The 12,328-nt window shown below is 63.0% G+C and carries 12 protein-coding genes; 4 read left to right on the top strand and 8 right to left on the bottom strand.

What is annotated here, in order from left to right:
* Positions 1-31: 31 nt before the first annotated feature.
* The 4 genes from QRN70_RS02715 to QRN70_RS02700 form a co-directional block, all read right to left on the bottom strand.
* Entirely contained in the window at positions 32-502 is a 471-nt protein-coding gene (locus tag QRN70_RS02715; RefSeq protein WP_285415682.1) for a hypothetical protein, read from the bottom strand.
* A gap of 190 nt (positions 503-692) precedes the next feature.
* Positions 693-1,334 carry a DUF1345 domain-containing protein gene (locus QRN70_RS02710; protein WP_285415681.1) on the bottom strand — a complete coding sequence of 214 codons (642 nt, stop codon included), beginning with the start codon at positions 1,332-1,334 and terminating at the stop codon, positions 693-695.
* A gap of 113 nt (positions 1,335-1,447) precedes the next feature.
* A complete protein-coding gene (locus tag QRN70_RS02705) occupies positions 1,448-4,546 on the bottom strand; it encodes a multidrug efflux RND transporter permease subunit (protein ID WP_285415680.1) in 3,099 nt (1,032 codons plus the stop codon).
* Positions 4,547-4,561: 15 nt separating this feature from the next.
* A complete protein-coding gene (locus QRN70_RS02700) occupies positions 4,562-5,719 on the bottom strand; it encodes an efflux RND transporter periplasmic adaptor subunit (protein WP_285415679.1) in 1,158 nt (385 codons plus the stop codon).
* Positions 5,720-5,923: 204 nt separating this feature from the next.
* Here QRN70_RS02700 and QRN70_RS02695 point away from each other — a divergent pair, with 204 nt between their 5' ends.
* Both QRN70_RS02695 and QRN70_RS02690 read left to right on the top strand, forming a co-directional pair.
* Positions 5,924-6,625 (top strand): response regulator, encoded by a 702-nt coding sequence (locus QRN70_RS02695; protein ID WP_285415678.1) that lies wholly within the window; start codon positions 5,924-5,926, stop codon positions 6,623-6,625.
* 4 nt (positions 6,626-6,629) lie between these two features.
* Entirely contained in the window at positions 6,630-7,931 is a 1,302-nt protein-coding gene (locus QRN70_RS02690; protein WP_285415677.1) for an ATP-binding protein, read from the top strand.
* Positions 7,932-7,985: 54 nt separating this feature from the next.
* On the opposite strand, the gene pncA is transcribed toward QRN70_RS02690, so the two are convergent.
* The 4 genes from pncA to QRN70_RS02670 are packed head-to-tail and all read right to left on the bottom strand — an operon-like array spanning position 7,986 to position 10,494.
* On the bottom strand, positions 7,986-8,612 hold the full coding sequence (pncA, locus tag QRN70_RS02685) for a bifunctional nicotinamidase/pyrazinamidase (RefSeq protein ID WP_285415676.1): 627 nt from the start codon (positions 8,610-8,612) through the stop codon (positions 7,986-7,988).
* Between the two features lie 42 nt (positions 8,613-8,654).
* Complete coding sequence (locus QRN70_RS02680) at positions 8,655-9,413, bottom strand: anti-sigma factor family protein (protein ID WP_285415675.1); 759 nt, start codon at positions 9,411-9,413, stop codon at positions 8,655-8,657.
* Positions 9,410-9,946: an RNA polymerase sigma factor gene (locus QRN70_RS02675; RefSeq protein WP_350224493.1), complete on the bottom strand. Its 537-nt coding sequence runs from the start codon at positions 9,944-9,946 to the stop codon at positions 9,410-9,412. Before QRN70_RS02675 ends, QRN70_RS02680 begins: the two co-directional genes overlap by 4 nt.
* A 14-nt stretch (positions 9,947-9,960) precedes the next feature.
* Positions 9,961-10,494 (bottom strand): tetratricopeptide repeat protein, encoded by a 534-nt coding sequence (locus tag QRN70_RS02670; protein ID WP_285415674.1) that lies wholly within the window; start codon positions 10,492-10,494, stop codon positions 9,961-9,963.
* 144 nt (positions 10,495-10,638) lie between these two features.
* Between QRN70_RS02670 and QRN70_RS02665 the strand changes: the two genes are divergently transcribed.
* Both QRN70_RS02665 and QRN70_RS02660 read left to right on the top strand, forming a co-directional pair.
* Positions 10,639-11,412, top strand: coding sequence for a class I SAM-dependent methyltransferase (locus QRN70_RS02665; RefSeq protein WP_285415673.1), 774 nt, complete (start codon positions 10,639-10,641; stop codon positions 11,410-11,412).
* 103 nt (positions 11,413-11,515) lie between these two features.
* Entirely contained in the window at positions 11,516-12,328 is an 813-nt protein-coding gene (locus tag QRN70_RS02660) for a crotonase/enoyl-CoA hydratase family protein (RefSeq protein ID WP_285415672.1), read from the top strand.

Raw genomic sequence — 12,328 nt, 5'->3', positions numbered from 1 at the left:
CAGTCGCCTCCTTTTTGTTTTTGCGCAGTTGTTATCGGCGTTGCGACCATTGTGCTGCCTGTAGATCAAACTCGAGATCGAGTGCGTGAGTCTTGACCGGATCAAGACCATCCGAAACCGTTGCGCTGATGCTGCCGCTGATAGACGAAGTTTCCGCGTCGAATGTGAATGCCGTGGTGGGGGCCGTCGTGCAGTATTCGGAGGGTGGATCTTCAGCCGAGTCGCTGTAGGTAACCATCACATCGGCATTGGCTAATTGAGGTTTGGAGTCGGTGGGGTCTTTGAAAAGTATGACCCGGATGGTTTTAATCTGATTATCCGTCGAATCACGATAGTCAGCCTTGATGGTCCAGCGAGGCGGCTCCCCCTCTTGTGGATAATAGACCTGACTAAAGGTCGCCCTGAAATTCAACGGTTCACCTTTGTCGATAGACGCATTGAACTCTGCGGCACGGGTGGACCTGCCTTTTTGAAACGTAGCGAGTTTCTGTGCAGCGGTCATGAGCAGAATCTCCATCATTTATGGGGCGAGAGTCAGCCGCGGTTGGATATCAATCCAGCCACGGAAGTTACATCTGATCGCAAGCCCACCCGCCTGTAAACTGTCATACCTGTCAGTTTACATTCGAGTACTTTTATGATTTTTCTGCCGCAGTTAGTTGCGTAATTTCAAATGCGCGCGGATTGGATTATCAGCCAAACAACCCGGCCGCAATATTGATTGAAAACCCCAGAATCGCCGTGTTGAACACAAACCCGATCAACGACTGCGCCAGGACGATCTTGCGTATCTCTCGCGTGGCCACACCGACATCTGCGGTCTGCACCGCCACGCCGATGGTGAACGAGAAGTACAGGAAGTCCCAGTAGTTGGGCGTGGTCAGGCCTTCGGCAAAGCGCAGAGCCGGCTCCTTGCCGTCCCAGGTGTAGAACAGCCGGGCGTAGTGCACACAGAAAATCACCCCGATCAGCAGCCATGACCCCACCACCGTCAGGGCGGTGAAACCGTAGTGCAGAAGCTTGCGCTGGGTCTCGAGATCCTTGGTGCCCGCCAGTTCCAGGGTGATGGCGGCGAGACTCGCCAGTGCGGCGATGCACACCACGAACAGCACCAGCCCGGCATTCTCATCCTCGACGACGGCGATGCGTTTGACGTCCGGCGCCTTGGCGCGGACGGTCAGCCAGAACATAAGGATCAGGTAGGTCCAGACGCCGGCATTCCAGCCGATGAGGATTTTGCTGACGATGGTGTCGGCGGGGACCAACAGGCCGGTGGCCAGGCCGACCAGAGCGGCGGCGGAAAGGCGAGGGTGGGTGCGGGCGAGAAAGCGCATGGGGACTCGAAGGCCGGGATGATTCCGACACCTTAGCCCAGTGCCGGCAGCTAGACCACTGTGCAGGCGATTGGCCGCGATGGGAGCGAGCGAGCCCGCTCCCGGAAAGGTCGTCAGGCGTGTTTGGTCAATCGTTGCACGAGCTTCATGACCACGACGAAGAACACCGGAACGAAGACCACCGCCAGGGTGGCAGTAATCATCCCGCCGATGACCCCGGTGCCGATCGCCTGCTGGCTTGCCGAACTGGCGCCGGTGGCGATGGCCAGCGGCACCACACCAAGGATGAACGCCAGCGAAGTCATGACGATCGGCCGCAGACGCAGGCGCGCTGCCTGCAACGTGGCATCGATCAGGTCGTGGCCTTCCTCATACAGGCTCTTGGCGAACTCGATGATCAGGATCGCGTTCTTCGCCGACAGGCCGATCATGGTAATCAGCCCGACTTTGAAGAACACATCGTTGGGCATGCCGCGCAACGTCACGGCCAGCACTGCACCCAGCACGCCCAGCGGCACCACCAGCAGCACCGAAGTCGGAATCGACCAGCTCTCGTACAGCGCCGCCAGGCACAGGAACACGATCAGCAGCGACAGCCCCAGCAGAATGGGCGCCTGGCTGCCGGACAAACGTTCCTGCAGCGACAATCCGGTCCATTCCTGGCCGAGGCCTCTCGGCCCCTGCGCCACCAGCCGTTCGATTTCCGCCATGGCCTCGCCGGTGCTGTGCCCGGGAGCAGGCTCACCGGAAATCGCAATCGCTGGGTAGCCGTTGTAGCGGGTCAATTGCGCCGGGCCCTGGGTCCAGCGGGCGGCGACGAACGCCGACAGCGGGACCATTTTCCCTTCGCTGTTGCGCACGTGCATTTTCAGCAGATCGTCGACCTGGCTGCGGCGGTCACCCTCGGCCTGCACCACGACCCGTTGCATGCGCCCCTGGTTGGGGAAGTCGTTGACGTACGTCGAGCCGACCGCCGTGGCCAGCACGTTGGCGATGTCGGCGAACGACACCCCCAGGGCGTTGGCCTGCTTGCGATCCACTTCGAGCTGCACCTGCGGTGCCTCGGCCAATGCGCTTTCGCGCACGTTCATCAGTACCGGGCTTTTCTCCGCGGCGGCGAGCAGTTCGCTGCGCGCCTGCATCAATGTCGCGTGACCGAGACCGCCGCGATCCTGCAGACGGAATTCGAAACCGCTCGACGTACCGAGTCCATCCACCGGCGGCGGCAACACGGCAAACGCCATGGCGTCCTTGATCTGGCTCAGGGCAATGTTGGCGCGGTCGGCAATCGAGCTGGCCGCATCATCGCCGCCGCGCTGCGACCAGTCCTTCAACGTGGAAAAGGCCAGCGCCGCGTTCTGCCCGCTACCGGAGAAACTGAAGCCGAGAATCACCACACTGTCACTGATGCCGGGCTCTCCCGCGTTGTGCGCTTCGAGTTGCTCGGCGACCTGCACCGTACGGTTCTTGGTGGCCCCAGGTGGCAGTTGAATGTCGGTAATGGTGTAGCCCTGATCCTCAACCGGCAGGAACGAGGAGGGCAGACGCGCGAAGCACACGCCCATGCCGATCAACAGCACGCCGTAGATCAGCAGATAGCGCCCACTGCGCTGCAACGCGTAGCCGACCCAGCCTTGGTAGCGATCAGTCAGTTGCTCGAAGCGGCGGTTGAACCAGCCGAAGAAGCCGCTCTTCTCATGCTGCTCGCCCTTGGCAATCGGCTTGAGCAGCGTTGCGCACAGCGCTGGCGTCAGGGTCAAGGCAAGGAACGCCGAGAACAGGATCGAAGTCGCCATCGACAGCGAGAACTGCCGGTAAATCACACCGACCGAACCCTGCATGAACGCCATCGGAATGAACACCGCCACCAGCACCAGAGTGATGCCGATGATTGCCCCGGTGATCTGTTGCATGGCTTTGCGCGTCGCTTCTTTTGGCGACAGGCCCTCCGTGGCCATGATCCGCTCGACGTTCTCCACCACGACGATGGCGTCGTCCACCAGGATGCCGATGGCCAGCACCATGCCGAACATGGTCAGTACGTTGATCGAGAAACCCAGCGCCAGCATGGTGGCGAAGGTGCCCATCAGGGCCACCGGCACCACCAGCGTCGGGATCAGCGTGTAGCGGATGTTCTGCAGAAACAGAAACATCACCGCGAACACCAGCAGCATCGCTTCGCCAAGGGTGTAGACGACCTTGGTGATCGAGACTTTGACGAACGGCGAGGTGTCGTAGGGAATCTTGTATTCGACGCCGGCCGGGAAGTAGCGCGACAGCTCGTCCATCTTCGCCCGGATCAAGGTGGCGGTCGCCAGGGCATTGGCCCCCGGCGCCAACTGCACGCCGACGGCGGTGGACGGCTTGCCGTTCAGGCGCGTGCCGAACTGGTATTCCTGACTGCCGACCTCGACCCTGGCCACGTCCTTGATGCGCACGCTGGAACCGTCCGGACTGGCCTTGAGCACGATGTCGGCGAATTCTTCCGGCGTCGACAACTGCCCCTTGACCAGAATGGTCGCGGTGATTTCCTGCGAGGACGGATTGGGCAAGTCGCCAATGCTGCCCGCCGACACCTGCGCGTTCTGCGCGACGATGGCGGCGTTGACGTCAGCCGGGGTCAGGTTGAAACCGATCAGCTTCTGCGGATCGATCCAGATGCGCATCGCGCGTTCGGCGCCATACAACTGCGCTTTGCCGACGCCGTCGATGCGTTTGATCTCGTTCATCACGTTGCGCGCCAGATAATCACTGAGCGCGACGTCGTCGAGCTTGCCGTCACTGGAGGTGAGGGTGATCAGCAACAGAAAGCCGGAGGACACTTTCTCCACCTGCAGGCCTTGCTGGTTCACCGCTTGCGGCAGGCGCGACTCGACCACTTTGAGGCGGTTCTGCACGTCGACCTGGGCCAGTTCCGGGTTGGTCCCCGGCTGGAAGGTGGCCTTGATGGTGGCGCTGCCGAGGCTGCTCTGCGATTCGAAATACAGCAGGTGATCGGCGCCGTTGAGTTCTTCCTCGATCAGGCTGACCACGCTTTCATCGACGGTTTGTGCCGAGGCACCGGGGTAAACGGCGTAGATTTCGATCTGTGGCGGCGCGACGTCGGGGTACTGCGCAACCGGCAGTTGCGGGATGGCCAGCGCACCGGCCAACAGGATGAACAGGGCGACGACCCAGGCGAACACCGGGCGATCGATAAAGAACTGCGGCATAGAAAAGCGTCCTGCTTACTGACCAGAGGTCTGGGCAAGTGGAAGAGGGGTGTCGTCGATCTGCACTTTTTCGCCGGGACGGGCGTGTTGCAGACCTTCAATGACAATGCGGTCGCCGGGCTTGAGGCCGCCGGTGACAATCCAGCGGTCGTTCTGCACCGCGCCCAGTTGCACCGGCTGCTGGGCCACGCGCATCTGCTCGTCGACGGTCAGCACCTGAGCGATACCCGCGCTGTCACGCTGCACCGCACGTTGCGGGACGGTGATGCCGTTCTGCACGGTGGCTTGCTGCAGACGCACGCGGATGAAGCTGCCCGGCAGCAGGTCGAGATCGGGATTGGGAAACTCGCTGCGCAGGATGATCTGGCCGGTGCCCGGATCGACGCTGATGTCGCTGAACAGCAACTTGCCCGGTAACGGATAGAGGCTGCCATCATCCTGAAGCAGCGTGACCTTGACCTGATCCTGACCGACTTCCTGCAACTGCCCGGAACGGAACGCGCGACGCAGTTCGTTGAGCTCGCGGGTCGACTGGGTCAGGTCGGCGTAGATCGGGTTGAGTTGCTGAATCAGCGCCAGCGGCGTGGTTTCGTTCTGCCCGACCAGCGCCCCTTCGGTGACCAGCGCACGGCCAATGCGCCCGGAAATCGGCGCGGTGACGGTGGCATAGCCGAGATTGAGCTGGGCGCGCTCGACGGCAGCCTTGTTGGCGGCGACGTCGGCGGCCGTCTGCCGCGCATTGGCCCGGGCATTGTCGTAATCCTGACCGCTGATGGCCTGGTCGCCGATCAATTGCGCGTAGCGTTGCTCCTGCAGCTTCGCCTGGAAGGCATTGGCCTCGGCCTTGCGCAGCGCGGCTTCGGCGCTGTCCAGGTCAGCCTTGAACGGTGCCGGGTCGATGCGAAACAGCACGTCGCCCTTTTTCACGTCGCTGCCTTCACGAAAGGTGCGTTGCAGCACCACGCCGGCCACCCGGGCGCGCACTTCGGCGATCCGTGGCGCGGCGATACGCCCGCTCAGTTCGCTGCTGATCGCCAGGGGGCGGGCCTCGATGGTCTCGATGCGCACGGTGGCCGGCGGCGCTTGCTCTTCAGCTTCAGAGGACGAATCACAGGCGCTCAGCAACAACGCAGCAGCGATCAGACCGAGCCCGGCCAGCAGATTCTTCGACATGTACAACCCCCAATATTGATGTGCGCATCCTACGGGCAGACGCCGAGGTTAGCGGTGAAGCTTTGTAGGCGCTGTGTGAAATTGTGTAAGGGTTTTGCTCATGAACGAGTGAGGCCGTATATCCTTCAGGTCTTGAAATTTATTGCGACAGATTGACCGTTTCAGGCCTTACCCGTCGCCACAGCACTTTCTGGAACACCCCCAATGCCCAACATTCTTCTGGTCGAAGACGACACCGCGCTGGCCGAACTGATTTCCAGCTATCTGGAGCGCAACGGCTACTCCGTCAGCGTGATCGGCCGTGGCGACCACGTGCGCGAGCGGGCGCGGCTCAATCCACCGGACCTGGTGATTCTCGACCTGATGCTGCCCGGCCTCGACGGCCTGCAGGTCTGCCGCCTGCTGCGCGCCGATTCGGCGACGCTGCCGATCCTCATGCTGACCGCCCGCGATGACAGCCACGACCAGGTGCTGGGCTTGGAGATGGGCGCCGACGATTACGTCACCAAGCCCTGCGAGCCGCGCGTGCTGCTGGCTCGGGTACGGACCTTGCTGCGCCGCAGCAGCCTCGGCGAGCCACTGACCGCCAATGACCAGATCCTCATGGGCAACCTGTGCATCGACCTTTCCGAGCGCACCGTCACCTGGCGCGGGCAACCGGTGGAGCTGTCCAGTGGCGAATACAATCTGCTGGTGGTGCTGGCGCGGCATGCCGGCGAGGTACTGAGCCGCGACCAGATCCTGCAACGCCTGCGTGGCATCGAGTTCAACGGCACCGATCGCTCGGTCGACGTGGCGATTTCCAAGCTGCGGCGCAAGTTCGACGACCACGCGGGCGAGGCGCGCAAGATCAAGACGGTGTGGGGCAAGGGCTATCTGTTCAGCCGTTCCGAGTGGGAATGCTGAGCGGATGTTCAGAATCCTGTTTCGCCTGTATCTGGTGACGATCGTCTCCTACAGTGCGGCGATCTATCTGGTCCCGGATCTGGTGGTCATGGCCTTCCGCGAGCGTTTTGTCACCTACAACCTGGATTATTCCCGCGGCCTGCAATCGCTGATCACCAAGCAGTTTCGCGCGGTGCCGCCCGAGCAGTGGCCGGCGCTGGCGGCGTCGATGGACAAGGATTTCCAGCCGCTGCACATCGTCCTGGCGCGGATCGATGATGTCGATTTCACCGAGCCGGAGCGCGAACGTCTGCGTCATGGTGAAAACGTCGTACGCATCGGCGATTGGGGCTGGCGCACCCTGGCGGTGACACCGCTGAACGACGAAACCGTGGTGCAGATGGTCGTGCCACCGGACCCGATGGACGTCAACCTGCTGTACTGGAGCATCAACGTGCTGATCGGCGCGACGCTGCTGGCCTGCCTGTTGCTCTGGTTGCGCCCGCACTGGCGCGATCTGGAGCGCCTCAAGGGCACCGCCGAGCGTTTCGGCAAAGGGCATCTGAGCGAGCGCACGCAGATTGCACCGAGTTCGAACATCGGCAGCCTGGCCAATGTGTTCGACACCATGGCCGGCGATATCGAAAACCTGCTCAACCAGCAGCGCGATCTGCTCAACGCGGTGTCCCACGAATTGCGCACGCCGTTGACCCGTCTGGATTTCGGCCTGGCCCTGGCGCTGTCCGACGATCTGCCCGCCGCCAGCCGCGAGCGCCTGCAAGGGCTGGTGGCGCACATTCGCGAGCTCGACGAACTGGTGCTGGAACTGCTGTCCTACAGCCGTCTGCAGAATCCGGCGCAGTTGCCGGAACAGGTCGAGGTGTCGCTGGACGAGTTCATCGACAGCATTCTCGGCAGCGTCGATGACGAGCAGGAGTCCCCGGAAGTGGTCATCGACGTGCTGCTGCACGGGCAGCTCGAACGCTTCGCCCTTGACCCGCGCCTGACTGCGCGGGCCTTGCAGAACCTGTTGCGCAATGCCATGCGCTACTGCGAAAAGCGCATCCAGGTTGGGGTGCAGGTGTGCCCCAAGGGTTGTGAAATCTGGGTCGACGACGATGGCATCGGGATTCCCGAGGACGAGCGCGAGCGGATTTTCGAGCCGTTCTACCGTCTCGATCGCAGCCGTGACCGGGCCACCGGCGGCTTCGGCCTGGGCCTGGCGATCAGCCGGCGGGCACTGGAAGCACAGGGTGGCACGCTGACCGTGGAGGCATCGCCGCTGGGCGGCGCGCGGTTCCGCCTGTGGCTGCCGACGCCAAGCTGAGCCCGGACCGTGACGAGGGCGCAAGCGCTCGCCACAAGGCCCGCAGGGGTGGGATCAGATCAGTTCGCTCGACGGGATCAACTGCACCCCAGCGACCTGCATCCGCTCGATCGCCGCCGCCAGCGAGCCGTTCAGGTCGATTGCGCGGCAGGCATCGGTGACCACGATGGCGTTGAAGCCTGCCGCCCGCGCATCCAGCGCGGAAAACATCACGCAGAAATCCAGGGCCAGGCCGACCATGTACACCGTGTCGATGCCGCGCTCCTTGAGGTAGCCGGCCAGCCCCGTCGTGGTGGCACGGTCGGCTTCGAGAAACGCCGAATAACTGTCGATGTCCGGGTTGCAGCCCTTGCGGATAATCAACTGCGCGTGGGGCAGGTCCAACCCCGCATGAAACTCGGCGCCGGGTGTGGCCTGCACGCAGTGATCCGGCCACAGGGTCTGCTCGCCGTACGGCAACTGGATCACGTCATAGGGCTTGCGCCCAGGGTGGCTGGACGCGAACGAGGCATGTCCGGCCGGGTGCCAGTCCTGGGCGACGATGACTTGCTTGAACAGGCTGCTCAGGCGATTGATCAACGGCACGATCAGGTCGCCCTCGGGCACGGCCAACTGGCCGCCGGGGGTGAAGTCGTTCTGCACGTCGATGACCAGCAGGGCTGCGTGGGGTGCAATCTGCATCAGGTTTTCCTCCTTGGATAATCACTCGCCAAGCATAGTGGCTTACGCGCTCAGACGCTCTCGCAGGCGCTGCGCCAGTTCTTCCAGCGCTGCCGGCGGGTTGTGGCCGATCAGCATCCAGGCGTGTTCGCGCTCGGTCCAGTAGACCACGTTCAGCGCGTGGCGCCGCTCGTGGGCCAGCGCCAGGCTGCCGCTGTTGGAGCGCGTGACGCACAGTGCCAGCGGGCCGTGCTGCGAATCGAGAAAGGTCATCTGGGCAATCGGCACGCCATCGTATTCGAGCATCTGCGCGCGCTTGAGCTCGGCACCGGGCAGTTTCAGCATCGCGGTGGAGAGGTTGAGCCCCAGTCGCGCGTCAATCGTGCGCAACTGCGCCCGGTGCGAGGCTTCGTCGGTCGGCAGGTGATCGAGGGTCTGCGGCACGTAGAGCGCCATGTAATCGCCGACCCGTGCCCGCCAGTTGTGCGCTTGCCGCAGCTGCCAGCCGAGAAACACTCGGTCGGCCGCTACGCCGCTCACCACCAGGGCAGCGGCGCCGGCGGCGATGAACCCGCGGCGACTCAACCCCGGACGCACCGGCGACGGTGCCGTATCGAGGCGCGCCTGCAGGCGATCGAGCGGCGCCTGCAGTGCCAGTTCATCGTAGGCTGCCGGAAACGGCAGGCTGCTGCGCCGCAGCCACTGCACGCGCAGACTGAGCAGCGGATCCTCGGCGATGGCGCTTTCGAGCTGGCTGCGTTGTTCGCCATCCAGTTCATTGTCCAGGTACGCCACCAGTTGCTCGTCCGAAGGCGCGTTCATTGCGGATCTCCTGCGGTGGGTTTCGGCACCGCTTGCAGGGGCGGGTACTCGGCCAGTTTCAGGCGGGCGGTGGCCAGGCGGCTCATGACGGTGCCGATCGGCACTTGCAGGATATCCGCCACTTCGCGATAGGACAGCCCTTCGACATAGGCCAGGTACACGGTTTCACGCTGGGCTTGCGGCAGCGCGTCCACGCGGCGGATCACCTGCGCGGCCATGACGTGGGTCTGCGCGGCGTATTCGCCATCGAACGCCAATTGACCGTCGGCATCGACCACGCCCTGGCCCTGACGCACCTGGCGGGCGCGCACTTCATTGAGCCAGATCGAATGCAGAATGCTCAGCAGCCAGCGATCCATGCGGGTGCCGGCCACGTACTGGCTGGCGCGCTCCAGTGCGCGCACGCAGGTGGCCTGCACCAGATCCTCGGCGACATGGCGGTTGCGCGACAGCAGCAGGCCGTAGCGCCACAGGCTCGCAAGGTGTTGGCTGAGCTCGGCCCGGAAGGCCTGTTCGCTGAAAATGATGGTCACCGCTGTTGTCAGTGTCAGGTTTTCGCTGAATCGTTGATTGCTTGCGCCAGGTCCCGGTATTCCTCGCAGGATGTACCGCAGATCGACTTGATGTGTTGCAACTGTTCCTGCGCCAGATCGACGCGGCCCTTGATCACATAGGCTTCGCCCAGGTATTCACGGACTTGCGCGTACTGCGGATCGAGCTTGACCGATTGCAGGTAGTAGCCGATGCCCTCGTCGGTGCGGCCGAGCTTGCGCGTGGCGTAGCCGCGATAGTTCAGGGCCTTGGCGGTATTCGGTTGTTGCAGCGTGTCGAGCAGGGCCAGGGCTTCTTCGTAACGGCCGGCCTTCGCCAGGCGATAGGCGTAATCGGTACGATCGGCATCCGGCACCAGGCGACTGGTCTGCAGCACGCACTTCTGCGTCTTGCTATCGAACACCTGGCCTTTGGGGCAGTTCGGCTTCTGGACGGGCTCGTCTTCATCGCCATGGCCCAGGGCCAGGGGACTGGACAGAACCGCGGCCAGCAGCAACGGGGCGGCGAACATAACGGAACGGATAGTCATGGGCAAGGCTCCACAGTGGGTTGCGTATTGTTTTGAACACCTGAGGGTGAACATTTATTCATTGCTTTGTCAGGCACCATTCAAGGAAAGCTCAATTTTGCCGGCTATGCTCGTTGGCGCCCGTCGTCGCTCTGGAGTTCTGCCATGAAAGACTCGCTTCATCACTCGGCTGCCGCCGGCTACAGAACCGCCGCCGACACCTACGTCAAAGGCCGGCCGGACTACCCGCCGCCAGTCAGCGAATGGCTGGCCACGACGCTCGGTCTGGACCACCACAAGACCGTGATCGACCTCGGCGCCGGCACTGGCAAGTTCACCGCTCGGCTCGTGGCGACCGGGGCCCAGGTGATTGCCGTGGAACCGGTGCCGCAGATGCTCGCCAGGCTCGCGGAACAGTGGCCCGCGGTCCTGGCCGTCAGCGGCACCGCCAGCGATCTGCCGCTGCCGGATGCTTCGGTGGATGCGGTGGTCTGCGCCCAGGCGTTTCACTGGTTTGCCACGCGCGAGTCGCTCGACGAGATCGCCCGGGTGCTCAAGCCTGGCGGCAAGCTCGGGCTGATCTGGAACCTGCGCGACACGACGGTGAGCTGGGTGCCGAAACTCGACGCCATCGTCAATGCGCTGCAAGGCGACACCCCGCGCTACTACACCGGGGCGTGGCGCCAGGCGTTTCCGCATCCGGCGTTCGGTCCTCTGCAGGCGCAGCACTTCCACCACGGTCACAGCGGGTCAGCGGAAGACGTGATTTTCAACCGGGTGCGCTCCACCAGTTTTATCGCCGCGTTGCCGGATGCGCAGCGGGCGCTGGTCGATGAGCAGATTCGGCAGTTGATTGCCAGCGAGCCTGATCTGCGCGACCGGGACGTGGTGACGGTGCCCTATGAGACAGCAGCGTTTGTCGCGGTGAAGAACAGTTGAGGCTGCGCGGGGCTCCTGACAGTCCCGCATTTGGCCGAACCATCGCCCCGGGGCCTTGTTATAGTTCAGGCCTCATTTTCTGCCCCGGTAAAGGATCTGCGCCATGACTCAATACACCGCCTTCAGCGTCGAACTGGCTGACAACATCGCCCATGTGCAGATCAATCGCCCGGAAAAGATCAACTCGATGAACGCTGCATTCTGGAGCGAGATCGTCGAGGTATTCCAGTGGATCGACGATACCGATGAAGTGCGCGTGGTGGTGCTCAGCGGAGCCGGCAAACATTTTTCCTCCGGTATCGACCTGATGATGCTCGCCGGCGTGGCCAACGAACTGGGCAAGGACGTCGGCCGCAATGCGCGCCTGCTGCGGCGCAAGATCCTCACCCTGCAAGCCTCGTTCAATGCCGTCGACAACTGCCGCAAACCGGTGCTGGCGGCGATCCAGGGCTATTGCCTGGGGGGTGCGATCGACCTGATTGCCGCCTGCGACATGCGCTACGCCGCCGAAGACGCGCAATTCTCGATCAAGGAAATCGATATCGGCATGGCCGCCGACGTCGGCACCCTGCAACGGTTGCCACGGATCATCGGTGACGGCATGCTGCGGGAGCTGGCTTACACCGGGCGCACCTTCGGCGCCGAAGAAGCGCGCAGCATCGGCCTGGTCAATCGGGTCTACAGCGACAAGGACAGCCTGCTCGAAGGCGTGCTGGAGATTGCCCGGGAAATCGCCGGCAAGTCGCCGATCGCGGTGACCGGCACCAAGGAAATGATCAGCTACATGCGTGACCATCGCATCGACGACGGTCTGGAGTACGTTGCCACCTGGAACGCCGCCATGTTGCAATCCACCGACTTGCGCGTGGCCATGGCCGCCCATATGAGCAAACAGAAACCCGAATTTGTGGATTGA

This window comes from Pseudomonas sp. efr-133-TYG-5 (assembly GCF_030209175.1).
Classification (GTDB): domain Bacteria; phylum Pseudomonadota; class Gammaproteobacteria; order Pseudomonadales; family Pseudomonadaceae; genus Aquipseudomonas.
This window is presented reverse-complemented; position numbering and strand designations above follow the sequence as displayed.

Bases quoted from the DNA above. Each gene is read 5' to 3' on its own strand.
- QRN70_RS02660 (WP_285415672.1), top strand. From the start codon at position 11,516: ATGACTCAATACACCGCCTTCAGCGTCGAACTGGCTGACAACATCGCC.
- QRN70_RS02680 (WP_285415675.1), bottom strand. From the start codon at position 9,413: ATGAACGCGCCTTCGGACGAGCAACTGGTGGCGTACCTGGACAATGAA.
- QRN70_RS02715 (WP_285415682.1), bottom strand. From the start codon at position 502: ATGACCGCTGCACAGAAACTCGCTACGTTTCAAAAAGGCAGGTCCACC.
- QRN70_RS02690 (WP_285415677.1), top strand. From the start codon at position 6,630: ATGTTCAGAATCCTGTTTCGCCTGTATCTGGTGACGATCGTCTCCTAC.
- pncA (WP_285415676.1), bottom strand. From the start codon at position 8,612: ATGCAGATTGCACCCCACGCAGCCCTGCTGGTCATCGACGTGCAGAAC.
- QRN70_RS02700 (WP_285415679.1), bottom strand. From the start codon at position 5,719: ATGTCGAAGAATCTGCTGGCCGGGCTCGGTCTGATCGCTGCTGCGTTG.
- QRN70_RS02710 (WP_285415681.1), bottom strand. From the start codon at position 1,334: ATGCGCTTTCTCGCCCGCACCCACCCTCGCCTTTCCGCCGCCGCTCTG.
- QRN70_RS02670 (WP_285415674.1), bottom strand. From the start codon at position 10,494: ATGACTATCCGTTCCGTTATGTTCGCCGCCCCGTTGCTGCTGGCCGCG.
- QRN70_RS02695 (WP_285415678.1), top strand. From the start codon at position 5,924: ATGCCCAACATTCTTCTGGTCGAAGACGACACCGCGCTGGCCGAACTG.
- QRN70_RS02705 (WP_285415680.1), bottom strand. From the start codon at position 4,546: ATGCCGCAGTTCTTTATCGATCGCCCGGTGTTCGCCTGGGTCGTCGCC.
- QRN70_RS02665 (WP_285415673.1), top strand. From the start codon at position 10,639: ATGAAAGACTCGCTTCATCACTCGGCTGCCGCCGGCTACAGAACCGCC.